This window comes from Pseudomonas sp. zbq_18, assembly GCF_043102245.1.
Classification (GTDB): domain Bacteria; phylum Pseudomonadota; class Gammaproteobacteria; order Pseudomonadales; family Pseudomonadaceae; genus Aquipseudomonas.
Genome location: NZ_JBICIT010000015.1, coordinates 1 through 23,312 on the forward strand (window position 1 = coordinate 1; position 23,312 = coordinate 23,312).

Here is a 23,312-nt window from a genome sequence, read left to right on the forward strand (position 1 = left end):
GAGTCTTTCGTCTCAACCGAGGCCGCGCATTCTACAGCAGCCTTTCTTTCCGTCAAGCTGTTTTTGAAGATTTTTCGTTTCTTCTCAACTGCTTGCGCCTCGGATCAGATTCTCTTCTCGTCAGCGGGAGGCGAATTCTACAGCGTTCAAAACCGCTGTCAACCACCTCTTTCAACCGCCTTCGATCAAAACCGACCAAAGCACTGACAGAGCAAAACCACCACCCTGCCAGCCCGGCACATTCTATCCGAATCAGCCGCCAGCGCAACCCTTTTATTCATCTAACTCGCTGATTAACAAGGAGTTTTCAGATCAGGCAGCGCTGTAAGAGGCGCGCATTATAGGCCCCAGAACTTACCCGTCAACGGCTTTTTGCGAAGTTTTCACTCCGACTTGATCGAGATACGAGCAAAAGCCTTCTTGCCAGCCTGACACACATGACTGGAGCCCAGCTTGAACATGAAACTGCGATCCACCACCTCGCCATCGACCTTGACGCTGCCAGCGCTAAGCAGATCGCGAGCTGCGGCGGCATTCTTCACCAGACCAGCCTTATTAAGAACAGCGGAAACCGGCATATCCTCAGCCGCAAGCAATTCAACCTCTGGCAGATCATCGGGCAGCTCGCCATCTTTCAAACGATTACCGGCAGAGCGGTGCGCTGTCGCTGCCGCCTCTTCGCCATGGAAACGCGCCACGATCTCTTCGGCCAGCTTGATCTTGATATCGCGCGGATTAGCGCCCTTTTCAACATCCGCCTTGAACTGTTCAATCTCTTCCATGGAGCGGAAGCTAAGCAATTCAAAGTAACGCCACATCAACGAGTCCGGCATGGAGACCAGTTTGTTGTACATGACGCCAGGAGCTTCCTGGATGCCTATATAGTTGCCCAGAGACTTGGACATCTTCTTCACGCCATCCAACCCTTCAAGCAAGGGCATGGTGACGATGCACTGGGACGGCTGGCCATACGAGCGCTGCAGCTCACGCCCCATCAGCAGGTTGAATTTCTGATCCGTACCACCGAGCTCAACATCAGCTCGAAGGGCTACCGAGTCATAGCCCTGCACCAGCGGATAGAGGAACTCATGAATGGCGATCGGCTGATTACCCTCGTAACGCTTCTGGAAGTCATCACGCTCCAGCATGCGCGCCACGGTGTACTGCGAAGATAAGCGAATGAAGTCGGCCGGCGTCAGCTTGTCCATCCAGGTCGAGTTGAAAGCGACCTCGGTCTTGGCCGGATCAAGAATTTTGAACACCTGGGTCTTATAGGTTTCGGCGTTATCGAGTACCTGCTCACGAGTGAGCGGCGGGCGGGTAGCGCTCTTACCGCTAGGGTCGCCAATCATGCCGGTGAAGTCACCAATCAGGAAAATCACCTGATGGCCGAGCTCTTGGAACTGACGCAGCTTATTAATAAGCACTGTGTGCCCCAGGTGCAGGTCCGGCGCAGTCGGATCGAAGCCCGCCTTGATGCGCAGCGGCTCGCCACGCTTGAGCTTCTCAACCAGCTCGGACTCAACCAGAACTTCTTCGGCGCCACGCTTGATCAGCGCCAGCTGCTCTTCAACCGACTTCATGACAGGACTCATGCCACTCGAAACAAAAGGGAGCCAACCATACAAGATCACTGACCAATTACAAGCTCCAGCACAGCGCCAACCACCCAGCCATTAACCCGACTCAAGGGTTGCCTATAGAGAAATTTGATTATATTTTAGACAGTTAATGCACTCTTCCAAGAAACACCCTGAGCCATGACGTATTCTGTACCCAAAGCCACGTCCTATCCGCGGAGCCATCTACTGGCAGCAAGCGGCATTGCGGCGCTGCTGAGCCTGGCCTTGCTGGTGTTCCCAACACGCGAAGTCGAAGCGAAGAAGACCTACCTGAGCCTGGAGCTGGACAACGGGGCCGAGCAGATCCTGCAGGAAAAGGACGATCTCCGACCTGGCCAGCCAGAGGTGGCGCGAGAGGCATCGCCATTCGCCGACACCAGCCTTGCAGACAACAAGAACAGCGCCGAACCAGACGCGGATCATAAGAAAAAAGAAGCATCTCTGAATCCATCTACCGACCCGTTGCAGAAAAGCGTCACCGTCGCCAGCGGCGATACGTTGTCGACTGTTTTTGCTCAGGTGGGTCTGGATGCAAATGCCCTTCATGAGGCATTGAATAGCAGCAAAGATGCAAAACGCTTTGGCCGCCTGCGCGCTGGCCAGGTGCTGGACTTCAAGCTGACCACCGACGGCCGACTGGAGAGGCTGAGCAGCAAGCTCAATGATCTGGAGAGCATCAGCCTCAACCGCTCAGCAAAAGGTTTCGACTTCAAGCGCGAGCTGGTCAAGCCTGATGTGCGTACTGCCTACGCCCACGGTGTTATCGATAGCTCGCTGTTCCTGTCTGCCAAACGTGCTGGTCTTTCGCACAGCTTGACGATGGATCTGGCCAACGTGTTCGGCTACGACATCGACTTCGCTCAAGACATTCGAGGCGGCGACGAATTCGAGCTGATCTACGAAGAGAAGGTCGTCGATGGCAAGCGCGTAGGGAGCGGTAATATTCTTTCTGCCCGCTTCACCAACCGCGGCAAGACCTATACCGCCGTGCGCTATACCAATAAGCAGGGCGTCAGCAGCTATTACAACGCTGACGGCATGAGCATGCGCAAGGCGTTTATCCGCACCCCTGTGGACTTTGCGCGCATCAGCTCACGCTTCTCCATGGGCCGCAAGCATCCGATCCTGAACAAGATCCGCGCACACAAGGGCGTGGACTATGCCGCGCCGCGCGGCACTCCGATCAAGGCGGCGGGCGATGGCAAGGTAATCCTGGCCGGCCGTCGCGGTGGCTACGGCAATGCCGTCATCATCCAGCATGGCAGCAGCTACAAGACGCTTTACGGTCACATGCAAGGCTTCGCCAAAGGCATCCGCACAGGTGTCAGCGTCAAGCAAGGGCAGATCATTGGCTACATCGGCACTACCGGTCTGTCCACCGGGCCGCACCTGCACTATGAGTTCCAGGTCAACGGGCGCCATGTCGATCCGCTCAGTCAGAAACTGCCGATGGCCGATCCGATCCCCAGCAGCGAGAAGCAGCGCTTCCTGCAGCTGAGCAAGCCATTGATGGCGCGCATGGATCAGGAGAAGGCCACCCTGCTGGCCGCCAACAAGCAACCCTGATATGCCGCGCTATCTGGGAGTGATGTCCGGCACCAGCCTCGATGGACTGGACATTGCCTTGATCGAGCAGGACGAGAACATCACGCTGCTCGCCCATCATTACCTCCCCATGCCCGCAGAGCTGCGCAGCGAATTGCTGAGCCTCTGCGCGCCCGGTCAGGACGAAATTGCCCGCGCCGCAATCGCTGAACAGCGCTGGGCAACGCTGGCGGCCCAAGGCATCAATGAGCTATTGCAAAGTCGCGGCATCGGACCGAACGATATCCGTGCCATCGGCAGCCACGGCCAGACCATTCGCCACGAGCCCGCACGCGCTTTCACTGTACAGATCGGCAACCCTGCCGTGCTGGCTGAACTGACCGGCATTGACGTAATTGCCGACTTCCGCCGCCGCGACATGGCTGCGGGCGGGCAAGGCGCGCCCCTGGTACCTGCTTTCCATGAGTCGCTGTTCGGCGCCACTCAAAAGCCTTGTGCCGTTCTCAATATCGGCGGTTTCAGCAATCTGAGCCTGATCAATCCCGACCAGCCAGTTCGAGGCTTCGATTGCGGGCCAGGCAATGCACTGATGGATGCCTGGATTGCACAGCACCAGGGTAAGAGCTTCGATCGCGACGGTGCCTGGGCTGCCAGCGGCACACTGCACGAAGGGCTGCTGAACCGACTGTTGAGCGATCCGTTCTTTGCTGGAAAAGGCCCGAAGAGCACCGGCCGCGAATTGTTCAATCTGCCGTGGCTGGAGCGCCATCTGGCTGCTCTGCCCTTCCTGCAACCTGCCGATGTTCAGCGCACCCTGCTGGAGCTAACGGCACGCAGCATCAGCGAATCGCTGCAACAGGCCCAAGCGCAGACCCAGGAATTGCTGGTTTGCGGAGGCGGCGCGCACAACTCGACACTGATGCAGCGCCTGCAGCAACTACTGCCCGAATGCCAGGTCGACAGCACCGCCAGCCGTGGTGTGCCACCGGACTGGGTTGAGGCCATGGCCTTTGCCTGGCTGGCTCATTGCTGCCTGGAGCGTATTCCAGCCAACCGCCCCAGCGTCAGTGGCGCCAAGGGACTGCGAATCCTCGGCGCCATCTACCCGGCCTGAACACAGAAATGAAAAAGCCGCGCAAATGCGCGGCTTTTTCTTATTCGACCCGCGATCAGATCGAGAACGACGAACCACAGCCGCAGGTCGTGGTGGCATTGGGGTTGTTGATCACGAAGCGTGAACCTTCCAGGCCCTCCTGATAATCGACCTCGGCACCGGCCAGGTACTGGAAGCTCATGGGGTCGACCACCAGGCTGACGCCCTCACGCTCGACGATGGTGTCGTCGTCAGCCACGTCTTCATCGAAGGTAAAACCGTATTGGAAACCGGAACAGCCGCCACCGGTGACGAATACCCGCAGCTTCAGGCGCGGATTGCCTTCTTCATCGACCAGGTTCTTCACCTTGTTCGCCGCACCCTGGGTGAAAATCAGGGGGGTTGGAGTGAAGGTTTCGACGCTCATCTTGCTGCTCTCCCGGCGCCAGGCGCCATGTTACGTACCACGCGGAAGCGGATTATCCGCTTATCCGAGTAAACTGGTCAATTATTGCGCACCAGCAGATACGCATAATCTGCTGGCTGGATGGTGCGTCCGCGGCGAGTTCAAATGTCCGGACGCACGAAGGATCAGGGCAGCAGCGCGGCGTGGGACAGACCCAGGCGCTCGTCCAGACCGAAGAGAATATTCATGTTCTGCAGGGCCTGGCCGGAGGCCCCCTTGACCAGGTTGTCGATGGCTGACAGCACCACCACCAGTTCGCCGCCCTGGGGCCGGTGCACAGCGATGCGGCAGACGTTGGCGCCTCGCACGCTGCGGGTTTCCGGATGGCTACCAGCCGGCATCACATCAACAAAAGGCTCATTTGCGTAGCGCTTCTCGAACAGCGCCTGCAGATCCACGCCACGGTCGGCGACAGTGGCGTACAGGGTCGCATGGATACCGCGAATCATCGGTGCCAGATGCGGCACGAAGGTCAGGCCTACCGGCCCGCCAGCCGCGCGACGCAACCCCTGGCTGATTTCGGGCAAATGACGATGCCCCTTGACTGAGTAGGCCATCATGCTCTCGCTGGCCTCGCACAGCAGCGAACCGACCTTGGCGCCGCGACCGGCACCGCTGACACCGGACGCGCAGTTGGCAATCAGTTGGCTCGGTTCGGCCAGACCGGCCTCCAGCAGCGGGATCAGGCCCAACTGAGTCGCTGTCGGGTAGCAACCGGGCACGGCGATCAGACGCGCGCCCTTGATCGCCTCACGGTTCACTTCCGGCAAGCCATATACGGCCTCAGGCAAAAGCTCAGGGGCGCCATGGGGCTGACCGTACCACTTGGCCCACTCCTCAGCATCCTGCAGACGGAAATCGGCGGACAGGTCGATGACCTTGGTGCCGGCCGCCAGCAGCTCGCCGGCCAGAGCATGAGCCACACCGTGCGGAGTGGCGAAGAACACCACGTCACAGGCGCCCAGAGTCGCCACATCGGGCACGCTGAAAGCCAGGTTGTCGTAGTGCCCGCGCAGGTTGGGGTACATGTCGGCAACCTTGACCCCGGCCTCGGAGCGCGAGGTGATAACAGCCACCTCGGATTGCGGATGCTGCGCCAGCAGGCGTAGCAGTTCCACTCCGGTGTAGCCCGTACCACCGACGATTCCGACCTTGACCATTGCCCGCCCCTCGCTGCGCAGTTGAGAAAGGCGCGATGATAAGCCAACAGCGCAGGTGACGCACGGGCACGGCTTTCTCTACTATCGCGAGTGAATCGTTAGAGGAAAGCCCCAATGCTCTATCTGTGGGTCAAGGCCCTGCACATCATCGCCATCGTCTGCTGGTTCGCCGGCCTGTTCTATCTGCCGCGCCTGTTCGTCTATCACGCGATGGCCGAAGACCAGCCCAGCCGGGAGCGTTTCACGGTGATGGAGCGCAAGCTGTACCGCGGCATCATGAACCCTTCGATGGTCGCTACTCTGCTGCTTGGTGGCTGGCTGCTCTATCTCAATCCGGGCTGGCTGCAGATGGGCTGGCTGCACGCGAAGTTGACCCTGGTAGCCGTGCTGGTCGGCTATCACCATGTCTGCGGCGCCCAGCTGAAACGCTTCGCTCGTGGCGAGAACGTACGCAGCCATGTGTTCTATCGCTGGTTCAACGAAGTGCCGGTGCTGTTCCTGCTGGCCATCGTGATCCTGGTGGTGGTCAAACCCTTCTGACGACGAGAGGAAATCCCATGTCCCTGCCCGCCCTGCTCGACAATCGTCTGCGCCTGCCGATCGTCGCGGCGCCGATGTTTCTGGTATCCGGCCCGCAACTGGTGCTGGCCTGCTGCAATAACGGCGTGATGGGCAGCTTCCCGGCCCTGAACCAGCGCGAGAGCAGTGGTTTCAAGGCCTGGCTGGAGGAGATCGAGACCGGCCTGGCTGCGGACGCCGCGCCCTACGCTGTCAACCTGATCGTGCATAGCAGCAACCCGCGCCTGCAGGCCGACCTGGCCATCTGCGTGGAGCACAAGGTGCCCGTGGTGATCACCAGCCTGGGCGCGGTCAAGGAAGTGGTCGACGCGGTACACAGCTATGGCGGCCTGGTCTTTCACGACGTCACCACACGTCGCCACGCCGAAAAGGCTGCCGAAGCAGGCGTGGACGGCCTGATCGCCGTGGCCGCCGGCGCCGGCGGGCATGCCGGCACCTGGAGCCCTTTCGCCCTGGTCGCCGAGATCCGCCAGTTCTTCGACAAGACCCTGCTGCTATCCGGCTGCCTCAACCACGGCCATGAGGTACTGGCCGCCCAATTACTGGGCGCCGACCTCGCCTACATGGGCACGCGCTTCATCGCCACCCGCGAAAGCAGCGCGGACAGCGATTATAAGCAGATGATCCTTGGCGCCCGCGCCGCCGATATCGTGCATACACCGGCGGTTTCCGGCGTACCGGCCAGCTTCATGCGCCAGAGTCTGGAGCGCGCCGGCTACGACCTGCAGCGCCTGCAGGACAAGGGTGACATCAACTATGGCGAGAAACTCAAGCCGATCAATGACGAAGCCAAGGCCTGGAAAACCGTCTGGTCTGCCGGCCAGGGCGTCGGCGGCATCGACGACCTGCCCAGCACGGCCGAGCTGATCGCCCGCCTGGATGCCGAATACCGGGCCGCCCGTGGGCGAGTCGTGCAATTATCCTGAGCCGCACACCCCCCGAAGAATGCCAACAACAACGACAAGGAAGCACAGATGACAGAGGCCCGCTACAAGATCATCTTCGACGGCCAACTCATGCCGGACATGGCTCTGGAGACCGTCAAGGAAAACCTCGCTCGCCTGTTCAAGAGCGAGCAGAGCCGTATCGACGCGCTGTTCAGCGGCTCCCCCGTGGCGCTCAAGCGCGACCTCGCCGAAGCCGAAGCCGACAAGTACCTGGCCGCGCTGCAACGAGCCGGTGCCCGGGTACGCAAGGAGAGCGAGGGGCCACAGCTCAGCCTGCTCGCCACTGCCGAGCATGACCAGACGGCCCAGCCCAGCGCCGCCGCAACCAGCATGAACTGCCCCAAATGCGGCCACACCCAGCCACAGTCAAGCGAGTGTTCGGCCTGCGGCATCGTCATCGAGAAGTACCTGGCTCGTCAGGCTCAGCTGGCCGCCAGTGCCCCCACAGCCGAAGCACAAGCGCCCGCGAGCGCGCCAGCTTCGCCCTACAGCACGCCCAAGGCAGAGGTAGGCGAAGCCTTGCCGGAGCACGGCCCGCTGAACATCTTCAGCGTACGTGGACGGATCGGCCGACTGCGCTACCTGGGCTGGTCGATGGGCATGATGCTGCTGTTCATGCTCGCCTATGCCATTGCCGCCGGCATCATGGCCGTTGTGCCCATGGTCGGCGGCCTGCTGATGATTCCCGTGGTACTCGGTTCGATCGTGGTCGCGGTGATGATCGGCGTGCAGCGCCTGCACGACATCGGCTGGTCCGGCTGGCTCTGGCTGATCAATCTGGTGCCGCTGGTAGGCTTCGTCTTCTCCCTGCTGATGCTGGTGGTGCCCGGCACTTCCGACGCCAACCGCTACGGCCCGCCGCCGCCGCCCAACAGCCGCGGCGTGATCGCCATGGCCTGGGGCGGACTGCTGCTGTCGATCATCGCGACCGTGGGCATCCTCGCGGCCGTGGCCATTCCGGCCTATCAGGAATACGTGCAGCGCGCACAGGACGCTCAGCAGTTCCAGATGCCGCAGGCCGAGGAGTAAACAGGTGAGCGGTTACGCCCTGATCACCGGCGCCTCCAGCGGTCTCGGTCTGGCCCTGGCCGAAGCGCTGGCACGGCGCGGGCGTAACCTGCTGCTGGTCGCCCGCCAGCGCGACGCGCTGGAAAGCATCGCCTGCGAGCTGAGCCAGCGCTTCGGCGTTGAGGCCCTGTTCCGTGTCTGCGACCTCAGCGAGCCCCTGCAGGTCAGCGGACTGATTCAGGAACTGGAAGACAGCGGCCGACAGATCGATCTGCTGGTGAACAATGCCGGTATCGGCAGCGCCGGCCTGTTCGTCGAGCAGGACTGGAGCCGCGAGCAGGAACTGATCGAGCTCAATGTCCTGGCCCTGTGCCGCCTGTGCCACGCCATTGGCGGGCATATGCAACGGCGTGGTGCGGGACAGATTCTCAATGTCGCGTCCCTGGCCGCCTTCCAGGCGGGGCCGCTGATGAGCAACTACTTCGCCAGCAAGGCCTATGTACTGCATTTCTCCGAGGCGCTGCGCAGTGAGCTGGCGCCTTACGGGGTGAAAGTGTCAGTGCTCTGCCCTGGCCCTGTGGCAACCGCCTTCTTCCGTCGTGCACACCTGCGCAGCGAGGGTTTGGCACGGCGCGAACTGCTGGCCAGCCCGGAGCAGATCGCCCTGCAGGCCGTACGCGGGCTGGAAAAGAACCGCGCCATTATCATTCCCGAATGGCGCCAGCGCCTGCTGCCGCAATTGCTGCGCCTGACCCCGCGGGCCCTGGCCAGACGCATTGCCATGCGCATGGTGCGCCCACTACTGCCCCGCGCGGGCGACGAGCACGCCTGATCAGCCAGCGCTGACCGTTCGCCCGGCTGCCCAGGCACGCAGGGCGGCCAGATCCTCGGCCATCACCACCGACAATGGCGCCGTGCCCTGGATGCAGCTCAGCAGCAAGGCCTGGTCGACCGTCTGTTGTCGCGCCTGCGCGGCATAGAGTGCGCTGACCACCGCCTGCTCGATCTCCGCGCCAGAGAAGCCGTCACTGATATCCGCCAGTTCGGCCAGATCAAAAGCCTCAGGCTGCAACTCGCGACGGCGCAGGTGGATGGCGAAGATGTCCGCACGCACCTGCGCATCCGGCAGGTCGACGAAGAACAGCTCGTCAAAACGCCCCTTGCGCACCAGCTCCGGCGGCAGGCGGTGAATGGCGTTGGCGGTGGCGACCATGAATACCGGTGCCTTGCGCTCGGCCATCCAGGTCAGCAGGGTCCCCAGCACACGCTGACTGACGCCGTCGTCGTTGTCACCGCTGGCCAGACCTTTCTCGATCTCGTCCATCCACAACACGCAGGGCGCCATCTGCTCGGCGAGCTTGAGCGCCTCGCGCAGGTTGCGCTCGGTCTCGCCGAAGAACTTGTTGTACAGGCTGGCGAAATCCAGACGCAGTAGCGGCAACCCCCAGAGCCCCGCGACGGCCTTGGCGGCCAGACTCTTGCCGCCACCCTGCACGCCGACCAGCAGCACGCCACGGGGGACATCTGTGCCCTTGGCATTGATGAACAGCTCCTGACGCTCGCCCAGCCAGCGCTTGAGGTTGGCCAGCCCGCCCACTTCGGCGAAGCGCGCGGTGTCGTACTCGAAACTGAGCACACCCTCCAGATCGAGTAGCTGGAACTTGGCCTTGTTCAGCTCCGGCAGGTCTTCCTGGGTGATGGCGCCGTCATCACAGATGACATTGCGCGCCAGCGCCCGAGCCTCCGCATGACTGGCGCCACGCAGGTTTTTCACCACCTGTTGCAACGTACGATTGTCGGTACGCACCCGCGCGCCGCGATTGCGCTCGCTCCAGCGCGTGGCCTCCTCGCGAACGATGGCCAGCAGCTCTTCTTCCGTGGGCAGCGCCAGGCTGAAGCGCGCGGCATAGCGCTGTACCTCGGCCGGCAGCTTGAAGGCATGGGACACCAGCACCAGGGTCGGCCTGTGCGCCGCCTCGCTCATGGCAATTTCCTTGAGCAGGCGCACCAGCTTGGGATTATCGGCAAGGAAGGGGTGCAAATCGCACATGACATACAGGTTGGGCAGCGGATCGGCCTTGATCAGGCGCAGCGCCTGCTCGGGCTCGCGGCTGTCCAGTTCGCCATTCGGCTCACCGCCAAAGGCCAGGCGCTGCAGCCCCTCGGTCACCGCCCAGGTATAAATACCAAGGCCACGCTTGATCGCCAGCGAGGTCAGGGTCTCCAGCACCCGCGGTTCATCCCAGGACTCGATCACCACCAGCTTGACCCGTGAGTCGAGCACCAGCCCCAGATCGTGGATATCGTTCTTCACACCTGCTCCCTGTGTTGCTCACCCTGTCTGACCTCGCAGAATACCCAAGGACGGAGAGGAAGCCCATGAACAGCCTACGGGCTGGCATGCACTCTTGCTCCCCGGTGGAACAGCGACCTGTTGTCGCCGGTCAAAATTCTGGCCGAACCTTCAGGTAAACTGCACGGCATGCTTTGCATGGAGAAGGCCATGAGCAACCAACGCCAGTTTTCCCCCGTCGACCGCCTGCTGATGCAGGCCGATGCCGCCATGCGCACCCTGCTGCCATTCAGCGGCGCCCCGGCGCGACCCTCGCCAGCCATCGTGCAGAACGAGGGGCAGCTGAGTGACGAGGAGGCCCGTCATGTCGCCGGCCTAATGCGTATCAACCACACCGGCGAGGTCTGCGCCCAGGCGCTCTACCAGGGCCAGGCGCTGACTGCCAGACTGCCTCAGGTACGCCAAGCCATGGAGCATGCCGCCGACGAGGAGATCGACCATCTGGCCTGGTGCGAACAGCGCATTCGCGAGCTCGGCAGCAGCCCGAGTGTGCTCAACCCGCTGTTCTATGGTCTGTCCTTCGGCGTCGGTGCCATGGCTGGACTGATCAGCGACAAGGTCAGCCTGGGCTTCGTCGCCGCCACCGAGGATCAGGTGGTCAAACACCTCGACGAGCACCTGGAGCAAATTCCGGCGGATGACGCCAAGACCCGCGCCATCCTCGAACAGATGCGCGAGGACGAGCAGCAACATTCCACCAGTGCCCTGGAGGCGGGCGGCCTGCGCTTCCCCGCCCCGGTCAAATTCGGCATGAGCCTGCTGTCCAAGGTGATGACCAAGAGCACCTACCGGATCTGAAGCAAAGAAAAAGGCGCCCAAGGGCGCCTTTTTCATATCAGCCGAACTCAGCCGAGTTCGACGATTTCGTAGTCGTGGGTGATCTCCACACCGGCGCGGCCGAGCATGATCGAGGCCGAGCAGTACTTCTCTGCCGACAGCTCCACCGCACGCTTGACCTGTGCCTCCTTCAGCCCGCGGCCCTTGACCACGAAGTGCAGGTGAATCTTGGTGAACACTTTGGGATCCTCGTCGGCACGCTCGGCCTCGAGGAAGGCTTCGCAGCTCTCCACCGGCTGGCGCGACTTCTTGAGGATGCTGACCACGTCGAAGTTGCTGCAGCCGCCGAGGCCCAACAACACCATTTCCATCGGCCGCACGCCCAGATTGCGGCCACCGGCCTCGGGCGGACCGTCCATGACCACGACATGGCCGCTGCCGGACTCGCCAAGGAACATGGCCTCACCGGCCCACTGAATGCGCGCTTTCATCGCCAGACTCCACTACCCGAAAAAATGCGCGCTAGCTTAGCACAGCGTCAAAACCAGCCCCGAGCAGCCGTTTCGTGGGCAGTGGGCCACCCCTAGTGTTAGCCACGTCGCATTTTGGCGTTACCCACTGCACCACGTCTGTTAAGCTGGCGGCGGTTTACTGGCACACTTGTTCGGATAACTAATAAGAAATACGCCTGCTGGACAGAGGCTTACTCACTTTTTCGGGACTCGGGCATGGTCGCTATTACCCTTACACCAAAGATAAAGAATCTCGACAAGCTGCTCGCGCACTGTCACCGCCGCCGTTATACGGCGAAAAGCACCATAATCTATGCAGGGGATCGCTGCGAAACCCTGTTCTTCATCATCAAAGGCTCCGTCACCATCCTGATCGAGGATGATGATGGCCGCGAGATGATCATCGCCTACCTCAACTCTGGGGATTTCTTCGGCGAAATGGGCCTGTTCGAGCGCGAGGGCACCGAGAAAGAGCGCAGCGCCTGGGTTCGCGCCAAGACCGAATGCGAAGTGGCGGAACTGAGCTATGCCAAGTTCCGCGAACTGACCCAGCAGGACCCGGAAATTCTCTACGCCCTGGGCAGCCAGATGGCCGACCGGCTGCGCAACACCACACGCAAGGTAGGTGACCTGGCCTTCCTCGACGTAACCGGCCGCGTGGCCCGTACCCTGCTGGACCTGTGCAAGCAACCGGACGCCATGACCCACCCGGACGGCATGCAGATCAAGATCACCCGCCAGGAAATCGGCCGCATCGTTGGCTGCTCCCGCGAAATGGTCGGTCGCGTGCTCAAGTCCCTGGAGGAACAGGGTCTGGTGCATGTCAAAGGCAAGACCATGGTGGTCTACGGCACTCGCTGACCGGCACCCACCAGAAAAAAGCCCGCCAATCGGCGGGCTTTTTTATTGCTGCAGCATCAGTCCGGGTCAGCGCCCAGCACCACTCGGTTGGAGCTCTGGAAAAACAGACGCTTGAGCTCGGCACCCGGATCCTCGGCACGCATGAAGGCCTCACCTACCAGGAAGGCGTAAACCTCACTGATCTCCATCAGCTCTACGTCAGCACGGGTGAGAATGCCGCTCTCGGTGATCACCAGGCGATCACGCGGAATACGCGGCAGCAGGTCGAGGGTGGTTTCCAGGCTGACCTCGAAGGTGTGCAGGTTACGGTTGTTGATACCCACCAGCGGGGTATCCAGGTGCTTGAGCGCACGCTCCAGCTCGTCGCCGTCGTGCACTTCCACCAGCACGTCCAGACCCTGCTCCTTGGCCACATTGGCCAGCTCGACCATACGCGCATCGTCCAGTGCGGAAACGATCAGCAGCACGCAGTCGGCGCCGAGGGCACGGGCTTCGACGATCTGATAGGGATCGACCATGAAGTCCTTGCGGATCACCGGCAGCGCACAAGCCGCACGCGCCTGCTGCAGGTACTCGTCGGCGCCCTGGAAGAAGTCGATATCGGTCAGTACTGACAGGCAGGCAGCGCCTCCATCCTCGTAGCTCTTGGCGATCTCGGCCGGCACGAAGTGCTCACGCAGCACGCCCTTGCTCGGCGAGGCCTTCTTGATCTCGGCGATCACCGCCGCCTGCTTGTTGGCAGCACGGGTCTGCAGGGCGCGGGCGAAACCGCGCGGGGCATCGGCAGCACGTGCCTGCACTTCAAGCTCGGCCAGGCTAACCCGCGCACTGCGCTCGGCCACTTCCTCGAACTTGCGGGCGATGATCTTCTCCAGCACGGTTGGGATACTCACCCTTCATTCTCCACGCGAAATACAGCGGTAAAGGAAACCAGCTCGTCCAGTTTCTCCCAGGCCAGGCCGGTGTGCAGGGCGTCCTGCGCCAGCTGCATGCCTTCCTTGAGACTAGTCGCCAGGTCGGCGGCGTACAGCGCAGCGCCGGCATTGAGCACGATCATGTCGGCAGCCTTCTGGCCGTTCTCGGTCTTGCGCTTGCCCAGCGCGTCGCGGATCAGCGCCAGCGAACCGGCCGCATCCTCGACGGTCAGGCCGATCAGGCTCTGACTCTTGATGCCGAAGTCCTCGGGTTGGATGCGGTATTCGCTGATCACGCCGTCCTTGAGTTCAGCAACATGGGTCGGCGCGGCCAGGCTGATCTCGTCCAGGCCATCGCTGGCATGCACCACCAGCACGTGCTGGCTACCCAGGCGCTGCAGCACTTCGGCCATCGGCCGGCACAGCGCCTGGCTGAACACACCGATCACCTGGTGCTTGACCCCGGCCGGGTTGGTCATCGGGCCGAGCATGTTGAACACGGTGCGCAGGCCCAGTTCGCGACGCGGGCCGATGGCGTGTTTCATGGCGCCGTGATGAGCCGGGGCGAACATAAAGCCCACACCGACACTCTCCACGCAGCGTGCCACCTGCTCGGGCTTGAGATTCAGATAAACCCCGGCGGCCTCCAGCAGGTCGGCACTGCCGCTCTTGCCGGATACCGCACGGTTGCCGTGCTTGGCCACCCGGCCACCGGCCGCGGCGACCACGAAGGCGGCAGCCGTGGAGACGTTGAACACGTTCATGCCGTCGCCGCCAGTGCCGCAGGTATCGACCAGGCGCTCGGCGTTGATCTGCACCGGCGCGGCCAGCTCACGCATGACGGTGGCGGCGCCGACGATCTCGTCGATGGTCTCGCTCTTCATGCGCATGCCCATGAGGAAGGCGCCGATCTGCGCGTCGGTGCACTGCCCGGTCATGATCAGGCGCATCACGTCCTGCATTTCGGCGGTGGTCAGGTCCAGCTGGTTGACCACCCGGTTGAGGGCTTCCTTGATGTCCATGTCAGCGCACCCCGCCTTGCTGTTTGAGGAAGTTGGCGAACAGTTCGTGGCCCTGTTCGGTGAGGATGGATTCCGGGTGGAACTGCACGCCCTCGATGTTCAGGGTCTTGTGGCGCAGGCCCATGATCTCGTCGACGCTGCCGTCTTCATGCTGAGTCCAGGCGGTCATTTCCAGGCACTCCGGCAGGGTCTCGCGCTTGACCACCAGCGAGTGATAACGGGTCACGGTCAGCGGCTTGTTGAGGCCGGCGAACACGCCCTTGTCCTCGTGGAATACCGGGCTGGTCTTGCCATGCATCACCTGGCGCGCGCGCACCACATCGCCGCCAAACGCCTGGCCGATGCTCTGGTGGCCGAGGCACACGCCGAGGATCGGCAGCTTGCCGGCAAAATGCAGGATGGCCTCGATGGACACACCGGCCTCGGTCGGTGTGCACGGGCCGGGGGAGACCACGATGCGCTCGGGCTTCAGCGCCTCGATCTCGGCGATGCTCAGCTCGTCGTTGCGGATCACGTGGACGTCGGCACCCAGTTCGCCCAGGTACTGCACCACGTTGTAGGTAAAGGAGTCGTAGTTGTCGATCATCAGCAGCATGTTGGCGTCTCCCTTACTGCACGGACTGTTCGGCGAGGCTGACCGCGCGGAACATGGCGCGACGCTTGTTCAGGGTTTCTTCCCACTCCAGCGCCGGCTGCGAGTCGGCAACGATGCCAGCGCCGGCCTGCACATGCAGCTCGCCGTCCTTGATCACCGCGGTACGGATGGCGATGGCGGTGTCCATATTGCCGTTCCACGCCAGGTAGCCCACGGCGCCGCCGTAGACGCCACGCTTGACCGGCTCCAGCTCGTCGATGATCTCCATGGCGCGTACCTTGGGCGCACCGGACAAGGTGCCGGCCGGCAGGATCGCGCGCAGGGCGTCCATGGCCGACAGGTTTTCCTTCAGATGGCCAGTGACGTTGGAGACGATGTGCATGACGTTGGAGTAGCGCTCGATCACCATCTGCTCGGTGACCTTCACCGTGCCGGTGCTGGACACGCGACCGACGTCGTTGCGCCCCAGGTCGATCAGCATCAAGTGCTCGGCAATCTCCTTGGCGTCGGACAGCAGGTCCTTCTCCAGCTCGAGATCGGCTTCCTCGGTGGCGCCGCGCGGGCGGGTACCGGCAATCGGGCGCACGGTGACCAGGTTGTCCTCGACCCGCACCAGCACTTCCGGCGAGCTACCGACCACATGGAAGTCACCGAAGTTGAAGAAGTACATATAGGGCGTCGGGTTGATGCAGCGCAGCGCGCGGTACAGATCGATCGGCGCGGCCTGGAACGGAATCGACATGCGCTGGGAGATCACCACCTGCATGCAGTCGCCGGCGAGGATGTATTCCTTAATCGCACCGACTGCGGCTTCGTAATCGTCACGCTTGAAGCTGGAGACGAAGTCCGGCTCCTGGCCCGCCGATTGGGACAGGTCCACCCCCAGGCGCGGGGTGATCGGCTGGCGCAGTTTGTTCAGCAGCTCGCGCAGTTGCGCCTGGCCCTGCTCGAAGGCGTCGGATTGCGCCGGATCGGCGAGGACGATGGCGTGCATCTTGCCGGCCAGGTTGTCGAACACCACCACGGCATCGGAGACCATCAGCAGGATATCCGGGGTGCCCAGCGGATCGGGATTCGGACACTGCGCCAGCTTCTTCTCCACGTAGCGCACGCTGTCGTAGCCGAAGTAGCCGACCAGGCCGCCGTTGAAACGCGGCAGGCCGGGGATGGTCGGGACCTTGTAGCGCGCCTTGAACTGCTCGACGAACTCCAGCGGGTCTTCGCAGTCGAGGCTCTCAGTCTCGACGCCGTCGACGCTGACACTGACGTGGTGACCATGGGCACGCAGCACGGTGCGCGCCGGCAGGCCGATGATCGAGTAGCGCCCCCACTTCTCGCCGCCTTGCACGGACTCCAGCAGGTAGGAGTTGGGGGTATCGGCCAGCTTGAGGTAGATCGACAGCGGGGTGTCGAAGTCGGCCAGGGTTTCGAAGGCCAGCGGAATGCGGTTGTAGCCTTCAGCGGCCAAACGCAGAAATTCTTCGCGGGTCATGCACACAGCCTCGTGAGGAGGGTAAACGGGAGTTGAGCAAACACGCCGGGGCGACCGGCCGGGAGGAAATCAGGCGCGCCAGCGCCAGCGGGCCAAGGCCTTGACCAGTTTCATCCAGTGTTTGTGGGCAACTACCACGATGCTGTCTCGTGCGAGGGGTAATCAGAGGAGTCCGGGGACATTACCCCAGCGCCCTCGCCCGTGCAACCAGGCAGCAGTTGGCGCAGGTCGTCGATGACCCGCGCCGGGTTTTCTTCGGCAATCGGCCGGCCATGGTTGTAGCCGTAGGACAGCGCCACGCAAGTCACGCCGGCGGCGTGCGCGGCCAGCACATCGTTGCGCGAATCCCCGATGAACAGGGCCTGCTCAGGAGCAACGCCGGCCAGATGCAGTACGTGCAGCAACGCCGCCGGGTCGGGCTTCTGTTGCGGCAGGGTGTCGCCGCCGATGATCCAGCGGAAGTAGCCACCCAGGCCCATCTCGTCGAGCAGCGGCGCAACGAAACGCTCCGGCTTGTTGGTGATCAACGCCAACTCCACGGCGGCGCCGCGCAGCCAGTCGAGCGAGCTGACCACGCCCGGATAGACGCGACTCAGCGCATGACTGCCGGCATAGGCCTCATTGAACAGCTCCAGCGCCTCAAGCGTTTCTGCCTCGCCGATGGCGCAATGCTCGATGTCGCCTGCCAGGGCGCGACGCACCAGCACACGCGCACCGTTGCCGACCCAGTGACGCACGCGCTCGACACCGGCCGGCTCGCGGCCCAGCTGCACCAGCATCTGGTCTACGGCGGCGGCCAGATCAGGCACCGAGTCGACCAGGGTGCCGTCGAGATCGAACATCACCAGACGCGGCAGCTCACCGCGAAACAGCTCCAGTATCACGTGCGCACCTGGGCCAGCTCGGCACGCATGGCGTCGATCACGGCCTTGTAGTCCGGCTGGTTGAAGATCGCCGAGCCGGCGACGAAGGTGTCGGCGCCGGCTTCGGCGATCTCGCGGATGTTCTGTACGTTGACCCCGCCATCGATCTCCAGGCGGATTTCGCGGCCACTGGCATCGATAAGCGCACGCGCCTCACGCAGCTTGTCGAGGGTACCGGGGATGAATTTCTGCCCGCCGAAGCCGGGGTTGACGCTCATCAGCAGGATCATGTCGACCTTGTCCATCACGTACTTGAGCACGTCCAGCGGCGTGGCCGGGTTGAACACCAGGCCGGCCTTGGCGCCGCCGGCCTTGATCAGCTGCAGGGAGCGGTCGATGTGTTCGCTGGCTTCCGGGTGGAAGGTGATGTAGCTGGCGCCCGCCTCGATGAAATCGCCGATGATGCGGTCGACCGGCTTGACCATCAGGTGTGCGTCGATCGGCGCGGTGATGCCGTACTTGCGCAGCGCCGAGCAGACCATCGGGCCGATGGTCAGGTTGGGCACGTAGTGGTTGTCCATCACGTCGAAGTGGACGATGTCGGCGCCAGCGGCGAGGACGTTGTCGACTTCCTCGCCCAGGCGGGCGAAATCGGCGGAGAGAATCGACGGGGCGATGGCGAAGGATTGCATGGTGGCCTCAGGGCTAAATCACGGTGACGCGATTGTAGCCTGAGAGCCTACCCACGATCTCCTGCGCGTCGGAAAAGCTGCGTTGAAAGCCCCTTCGGAATGCTCATTTACCTCTCGTAAACTGCGCTTCCTCAGGCACTTTCGCCTTGCTTTTCTCTAGCGCAGAAGCTCGTGGGCAGACTCTTCGCATCTATCGACTACTCCGGCAGCGACGTACGCATCTTCTCGCTGCGCCCACGCAGCCACTCCAGGGTCAGCAGCAGGACGATGGAGAAACCGATCAGCAGGGTCGCGGCGGCGGCGATGGTCGGCGACAGGTTCTCGCGGATGCCGCTGAACATCTGCCGCGGTAGGGTGGCCTGCTCGGGGCCGGCGAGGAACAGGGTCACTACCACTTCGTCGAAGGAGGTGGCGAAGGCGAACAGCGCACCGGAGATGACCCCGGGCGCGATCAGCGGCAGGGTCACCTTGCGGAAGGTCAGCAGCGGCGAGGCGCCAAGGCTGGCTGCAGCACGTACCAGGTTGTAGTTGAAGCCCTGCAGGGTCGCGGACACGGTGATGATGACGAAGGGTACACCGAGCACCGCGTGCACCAGGATCAACCCGGTGTAGCTGTTGCCCAGGCCCAGCGGGGCGAAGAACAGGTAGCTGGCGACGCCGACGATGACCACCGGGGCGACCATCGGCGAGATCAGCAGGCTCATCACCAGCGCCTTGCCGCGGAACTCGCCGCGGGTCAGGCCGATCGCCGCCAGGGTGCCGAACACCATCGCCAACAGGGTCGCCGCCGGGGCGACGATCAGGCTGTTCTTCAGCGCGCGCATCCATTCGGCGGAGCTGAAGAAGGTTTCGTACCAGCGCAGGGAGAAACCCTGCAGCGGGTAGACCAGGAAGCTGCCGGAGTTGAACGACAGCGGGATGATCACCAGCACCGGCAGGATCAGGAACAGCAGCACCAGCGCGCACAGGCTGCGATGGGTCCAGAACCAGGCGCGTTCGACGGGGGACTTGTAGGGGCTCAGCATATGCACTCTCCAGTCAACTCCCCTCTCCCGTTTGCGGGAGAGGGGCTGGGGGAGAGGGCTGCATAGGCTTCGCCCCTCTCCCGTCCTGCGGGCACCCTCGGCTTCGGCGTCCTGCGTCGCCCTATCTCCTGCATCCTTGCAGTCGTCTCCCCAAAGGGGCGAGGGTCATCAGTTGGCCTGCAACGCAGGCATTTTTTATCCCAGGCGCAGGCGGCTGGCGCCCACCAGCCAGCTGTACACCACGTAGAGCAGCATGGTGGCGAGCAGCAGCAGGCCGCCGAGGGCCGTGGCCATGCCCCAGTTGATGGTGCTGTTGGTGTAGAAGGCGACGAAGTAGCTGATCATCTGGTCGCTCGGGCTGCCCAGCAGCGCCGGGGTGATGTAGTAGCCAATCGACAGGATGAACACCAGCAGACACCCGGCGCCGACCCCGGCCAGGGTCTGCGGGAAGTACACCCGCCAGAAACTGGCGAACGGATGACAGCCGAGGGAAATCGCCGCGCGCATGTAGCTGGGCGAGATGCCCTTCATCACGCTGTAGATCGGCAGGATCATGAACGGCAGCATGATGTGGACCATGGAGATGTACACGCCGACGCGGTTGAACACCAGTTGCAGCGGCTCATCGATGATGCCCATGGCCATCAGCGCGCCGTTGATCAGGCCACCGGATTGCAACAGCACGATCCACGCCGCCACGCGCACCAGAATCGAGGTCCAGAACGGCAGCAGCACCAGGATCATCAGCAGGTTGCTGGTACGGGTCGGCAGGGTCGCCAGCAGGTAGGCCAGGGGATAGGCCAGCAGCAAGCAGATGACCGTGATCACTGCGCCCATCCAGAAAGTACGGGCGAAGATGTCCAGGTAGATGGCCTGGTCCGGGGTGGCAGCCGCCAGCTCACCAAGGTCGTCGATGCGATGGTCGAGGGCGGCCAGCAGGTAATAGGGGGTGAAGGCGGAGCTGTTGCGACGGATCACCTGCCAGTAGGCCGGGTCGCCCCAGCGCTCGTCGAGGTTTTCCAACGCATCCTTGTAGGACTCCGGCGGTTGTTTGAACGGCAGCGCGCGGCCGGTCTTGGCCATCAGACTGCGGTAGCCGGCCAGCTCCATGTTCAGGCGCTTGGACAGATCACCGATGGTCTGTTGCTTGCGCGCTTCAGCCAGGTCGTCGGCCAGGGCGCGATAGACCGGCTCATCGGGCAGACCACGGCCGTCCCAGGCGGATATGGCCTCGACTGTGCGCGGCAGGCTGCCAACCACTTCGGGGTTCTCCACGCTCTTGTACAGCAGGATGCCAATCGGCAGCAGGAACACCGCGAACAGGAACACCAGCAGCGGCAGGATCAGGCCCTGGGCCTTGAGCCGGTTGAGGCGCTCGGCGCGCGCCAGCTTCTGCTTCAGGGTCAGGCCGGAGGCGTCAGTGAGAGTAGCGGTAGTGGCCATCGCAGGCTCCAGAAAACCGGGATAAAGCACCCTCGCCCAAGCGCGGGCGAGGGTTCGAGAGGAACGGGGGAACGTTCCTCCTACCAAACCCCTTCATGCGAAGGGGGCACTGCACGGAAGACTTACTTCGCGGCCCAGGCGTTGAAACGCTGTTCCAGCTGCTCGCCGTAGTCGGCCCAGAAGGTCACGTTCATCGGCACCTGCCCGGCGATGTTTTCCGGGGTGGTCGGCATATCCTTGAGCAGCGCCGGGTCGAGCAGCTCGACCGCCTTCTTGTTGGCCGGGCCGTAGGCGATGTTCGAGGAGTAGACCTTCTGCTGCTCGGGCTGCACGCTGAACGCGGCGAAGGCCTTGGCGGCGTCGGCATCCTTGGCGCCACGCGGGATGGCCCAGGAGTCGAAGTCGTAGATACCGCCGTTCCACACCACCTGCAGGTTGCTTTCCTTCTGCACGGCGGCGATGCGGCCGTTGTAGGCGGAGCTCATGACCACATCACCCGAGGCGAGGAACTGCGGCGGCTGCGCGCCGGCTTCCCACCACTGGATGCTCGGCTTGATCTCGTCGAGCTTCTTGAACGCGCGGTCCTGGCCTTCCTTGGTGGCCAGCACGCTGTAGACGTCCTTGGCCGGTACGCCGTCGGCCATCAGGGCGAATTCCAGGGTGTACTTGGCGCCCTTGCGCAGGCCGCGCTTGCCCGGGAATTTCTGCACATCCCAGAAATCGGCCCAGCCGGTCGGGGCGCTGGCCAGCTTGTCGGCGTTGTAGGCCAGCACGGTGGACCAGACGAAAAAGCCGATGCCGCAGGGCTGGATCGCGCCTTCGATGAAGTCATCGGCATTGCCGAACTGCTCGGGATCGAGCTCCTCGAACAGGCCTTCGTCGCAACCACGGGCCAGCTCCGGCGACTCCACTTCGACCAGGTGCCAGGACACACTGTTGGTATCGACCATGGCTTTCACCTTGGCCATCTCGCCGTTGTACTCGCCCGCGATGATCTTGCCTTTGCCGGCCGCTTCCCACGGCTGGTAGAAGGCCTTTTCCTGGGCGGTCTTGTTGGCGCCACCGAAGGAAATCACCGTCAGATCGGCGGCCATGGCCTGGGTCGCGCCGGCCAGCCCCAGGGCCAGTGCAGTGAGGCGGAAGGTACTGCGAACAGCTGTGCTCATTGTTGTTCTCCAGAGTGCAGGGTTGGTAATGCCTGGCGCGTTATTCCGCGGCTTGCGGGTCAAGCGCCCTGACGTGCTCCACATGCCAGCCGAGCGGCACCACATCGCCCACGCTCAGGGCGGGGTCGAGCTCGGCGATCGGCTGCTTGACGAAGAAACTGGGGTTGCCACAGACCTCCATGCGCACGCGCACGTGGTCACCCAGGTAGATGAACTCGGCCACGCGGCCGCTGAAACGGTTGGCGCAGCTCTCGCTGGCGCCATTGATACGCACCCGCTCGGGGCGAATCGACAGACTCACCGGTTCCCCCGGCTTGCCAACCTTCACCGCCAGCGCCTCGACCTGCTCGCCACGCGCCAGGCGCACGGTGCAGCGCTCGCCATCGCGAGATACCAGCTCGCCGGCCAGGCGGTTGTTCTCGCCAATGAACTGGGCGACGAAGGTGTTGCTCGGTGCCTCGTACAGATCACGCGGCGGGGCGATCTGCTGGATCTCGCCCTGGTGGAACACCGCCACGCGGTCGGACATGGTCAGCGCCTCGCCCTGGTCGTGGGTCACGTAGACCACGGTCACGCCCAGCCGCTGGTGGATGTGCTTGATCTCCATCTGCATGTGCTCGCGCAGCTGTTTGTCCAGCGCGCCGAGTGGCTCGTCCATCAGCACCAGCTGCGGCTCGAACACCAGCGCGCGGGCCAGCGCCACACGCTGCTGCTGACCACCGGAAAGCTGCGCCGGGTAGCGGTTGCGGAAGCTGTCGAGCTGCACCATGGACAGCGCACGCTTGACCCGCTCGGTGACGTCGGTTTTGTTCATGCTACGCACGCTGAGCGGGAAGGCCAGGTTCTCGGCCACCGTCATGTGCGGGAACAGCGCGTAGTTCTGGAACACCATGCCGATGTCGCGCTTGTGCGGCGGCACGTTGTTGATCGAGCGCCCGGCCAGGAGGATCTCCCCGGCGGTGGGCGTCTCGAAACCGGCCAGCATCATCAGGCTGGTAGTCTTGCCGGAACCGGACGGGCCGAGCAGGGTGAGGAACTCGCCCTTGCGGATGTCCAGATTGAGGTCTTTGACGATCAGGCTTTCGCCGTCGTAGCTCTTCTGCACGCCCTTGAAACTGACGAGCACATCGCTGGAAGCATTCTCGGCCATTGCCGCACCCTTGTTCTTGTTGCCGTG

General features: G+C 63.0%; 22 protein-coding genes and 2 pseudogenes. 9 read left to right on the top strand and 15 right to left on the bottom strand.

Translation table 11 applies throughout. The features are described from left to right. Positions 1-207 (top strand): annotated as a pseudogene (locus tag ACF8C6_RS12245) (hypothetical protein); the annotation flags it as partial. Between the two features lie 176 nt (positions 208-383). On the opposite strand, the gene tyrS reads toward ACF8C6_RS12245, so the two are convergent. Further along, the gene (gene tyrS, locus ACF8C6_RS12250) at positions 384-1,583 is read right to left on the bottom strand and encodes a tyrosine--tRNA ligase (protein WP_392499548.1); all 1,200 of its coding nucleotides are present in this window, start codon (positions 1,581-1,583) and stop codon (positions 384-386) included. A 177-nt stretch (positions 1,584-1,760) separates the two neighbouring features. Here tyrS and ACF8C6_RS12255 point away from each other — a divergent pair, with 177 nt between their 5' ends. Both ACF8C6_RS12255 and ACF8C6_RS12260 read left to right on the top strand, forming a co-directional pair. Further along, positions 1,761-3,188 carry a peptidoglycan DD-metalloendopeptidase family protein gene (locus ACF8C6_RS12255; RefSeq protein ID WP_392499549.1) on the top strand — a complete coding sequence of 476 codons (1,428 nt, stop codon included), beginning with the start codon at positions 1,761-1,763 and terminating at the stop codon, positions 3,186-3,188. 1 nt (position 3,189) lies between these two features. After that, the gene (locus ACF8C6_RS12260; RefSeq protein WP_392499550.1) at positions 3,190-4,281 is read left to right on the top strand and encodes an anhydro-N-acetylmuramic acid kinase; all 1,092 of its coding nucleotides are present in this window, start codon (positions 3,190-3,192) and stop codon (positions 4,279-4,281) included. A gap of 55 nt (positions 4,282-4,336) precedes the next feature. Here ACF8C6_RS12260 and erpA read toward each other — a convergent pair whose 3' ends face one another. Together erpA and argC are read right to left on the bottom strand one after the other, a co-directional pair. Then, a complete protein-coding gene (gene erpA / locus ACF8C6_RS12265; RefSeq protein ID WP_277689546.1) occupies positions 4,337-4,687 on the bottom strand; it encodes an iron-sulfur cluster insertion protein ErpA in 351 nt (116 codons plus the stop codon). A gap of 164 nt (positions 4,688-4,851) precedes the next feature. Further along, entirely contained in the window at positions 4,852-5,886 is a 1,035-nt protein-coding gene (argC, locus tag ACF8C6_RS12270; RefSeq protein WP_392499551.1) for an N-acetyl-gamma-glutamyl-phosphate reductase, read from the bottom strand. Positions 5,887-6,000: 114 nt separating this feature from the next. Between argC and hemJ the strand changes: the two genes are divergently transcribed. The 4 genes from hemJ to ACF8C6_RS12290 are packed head-to-tail and all read left to right on the top strand — an operon-like array spanning position 6,001 to position 9,252. After that, positions 6,001-6,426, top strand: a complete 426-nt coding sequence (gene hemJ, locus ACF8C6_RS12275) for a protoporphyrinogen oxidase HemJ (protein WP_392499552.1) — start codon at positions 6,001-6,003, stop codon at positions 6,424-6,426. Between the two features lie 17 nt (positions 6,427-6,443). Next, a complete protein-coding gene (locus ACF8C6_RS12280; RefSeq protein WP_392499553.1) occupies positions 6,444-7,391 on the top strand; it encodes an NAD(P)H-dependent flavin oxidoreductase in 948 nt (315 codons plus the stop codon). 48 nt (positions 7,392-7,439) lie between these two features. Further along, positions 7,440-8,441 carry a DUF805 domain-containing protein gene (locus ACF8C6_RS12285; RefSeq protein ID WP_392499554.1) on the top strand — a complete coding sequence of 334 codons (1,002 nt, stop codon included), beginning with the start codon at positions 7,440-7,442 and terminating at the stop codon, positions 8,439-8,441. A gap of 4 nt (positions 8,442-8,445) precedes the next feature. Beyond that, positions 8,446-9,252, top strand: a complete 807-nt coding sequence (locus ACF8C6_RS12290) for an SDR family NAD(P)-dependent oxidoreductase (RefSeq protein WP_392499555.1) — start codon at positions 8,446-8,448, stop codon at positions 9,250-9,252. Here the strand turns inward: ACF8C6_RS12290 and ACF8C6_RS12295 are convergent, their stop codons facing one another. Next, a complete protein-coding gene (locus ACF8C6_RS12295; RefSeq protein WP_392499556.1) occupies positions 9,253-10,734 on the bottom strand; it encodes an AAA family ATPase in 1,482 nt (493 codons plus the stop codon). It lies immediately after the preceding gene. A 189-nt stretch (positions 10,735-10,923) separates the two neighbouring features. On the opposite strand from ACF8C6_RS12295, the gene coq7 reads away from it, so the two are divergent. Then, the gene (coq7, locus tag ACF8C6_RS12300; RefSeq protein ID WP_392499557.1) at positions 10,924-11,571 is read left to right on the top strand and encodes a 2-polyprenyl-3-methyl-6-methoxy-1,4-benzoquinone monooxygenase; all 648 of its coding nucleotides are present in this window, start codon (positions 10,924-10,926) and stop codon (positions 11,569-11,571) included. A gap of 47 nt (positions 11,572-11,618) precedes the next feature. Here the strand turns inward: coq7 and ACF8C6_RS12305 are convergent, their stop codons facing one another. Then, positions 11,619-12,041 (bottom strand): OsmC family protein, encoded by a 423-nt coding sequence (locus tag ACF8C6_RS12305; RefSeq protein ID WP_277689554.1) that lies wholly within the window; start codon positions 12,039-12,041, stop codon positions 11,619-11,621. A 237-nt stretch (positions 12,042-12,278) separates the two neighbouring features. On the opposite strand from ACF8C6_RS12305, the gene crp reads away from it, so the two are divergent. Next, positions 12,279-12,923 (top strand): cAMP-activated global transcriptional regulator CRP, encoded by a 645-nt coding sequence (crp, locus tag ACF8C6_RS12310; protein ID WP_277689555.1) that lies wholly within the window; start codon positions 12,279-12,281, stop codon positions 12,921-12,923. A gap of 56 nt (positions 12,924-12,979) precedes the next feature. On the opposite strand, the gene trpC is transcribed toward crp, so the two are convergent. From trpC to ACF8C6_RS12360, 10 genes and pseudogenes are all read right to left on the bottom strand, one after another. Then, positions 12,980-13,816, bottom strand: a complete 837-nt coding sequence (trpC, locus tag ACF8C6_RS12315) for an indole-3-glycerol phosphate synthase TrpC (RefSeq protein WP_392499558.1) — start codon at positions 13,814-13,816, stop codon at positions 12,980-12,982. Continuing rightward, positions 13,813-14,859, bottom strand: coding sequence for an anthranilate phosphoribosyltransferase (gene trpD / locus ACF8C6_RS12320; RefSeq protein ID WP_392499559.1), 1,047 nt, complete (start codon positions 14,857-14,859; stop codon positions 13,813-13,815). The genes trpC and trpD overlap by 4 nt, the downstream gene beginning before the upstream one ends. 1 nt (position 14,860) lies before the next feature. Next, positions 14,861-15,454 (bottom strand): aminodeoxychorismate/anthranilate synthase component II, encoded by a 594-nt coding sequence (locus tag ACF8C6_RS12325; RefSeq protein WP_277689558.1) that lies wholly within the window; start codon positions 15,452-15,454, stop codon positions 14,861-14,863. A gap of 13 nt (positions 15,455-15,467) precedes the next feature. Next, positions 15,468-16,946: an anthranilate synthase component I gene (gene trpE, locus ACF8C6_RS12330; RefSeq protein ID WP_392499560.1), complete on the bottom strand. Its 1,479-nt coding sequence runs from the start codon at positions 16,944-16,946 to the stop codon at positions 15,468-15,470. Positions 16,947-17,015: 69 nt separating this feature from the next. Then, positions 17,016-17,788 (bottom strand): annotated as a pseudogene (locus ACF8C6_RS12335) (phosphoglycolate phosphatase). A 38-nt stretch (positions 17,789-17,826) separates the two neighbouring features. Beyond that, the gene (gene rpe / locus ACF8C6_RS12340) at positions 17,827-18,501 is read right to left on the bottom strand and encodes a ribulose-phosphate 3-epimerase (protein WP_277689560.1); all 675 of its coding nucleotides are present in this window, start codon (positions 18,499-18,501) and stop codon (positions 17,827-17,829) included. Between the two features lie 197 nt (positions 18,502-18,698). Further along, positions 18,699-19,526: an ABC transporter permease gene (locus ACF8C6_RS12345; RefSeq protein ID WP_392499561.1), complete on the bottom strand. Its 828-nt coding sequence runs from the start codon at positions 19,524-19,526 to the stop codon at positions 18,699-18,701. Positions 19,527-19,721: 195 nt separating this feature from the next. Next, positions 19,722-20,969 (bottom strand): ABC transporter permease, encoded by a 1,248-nt coding sequence (locus ACF8C6_RS12350; protein WP_392499562.1) that lies wholly within the window; start codon positions 20,967-20,969, stop codon positions 19,722-19,724. 122 nt (positions 20,970-21,091) lie between these two features. Next, positions 21,092-22,135, bottom strand: a complete 1,044-nt coding sequence (locus ACF8C6_RS12355) for an ABC transporter substrate-binding protein (RefSeq protein ID WP_392499563.1) — start codon at positions 22,133-22,135, stop codon at positions 21,092-21,094. Positions 22,136-22,175: 40 nt separating this feature from the next. Beyond that, on the bottom strand, positions 22,176-23,285 hold the full coding sequence (locus tag ACF8C6_RS12360) for an ABC transporter ATP-binding protein (protein ID WP_392499564.1): 1,110 nt from the start codon (positions 23,283-23,285) through the stop codon (positions 22,176-22,178). Between the last annotated feature and the right edge of the window lie 27 nt (positions 23,286-23,312).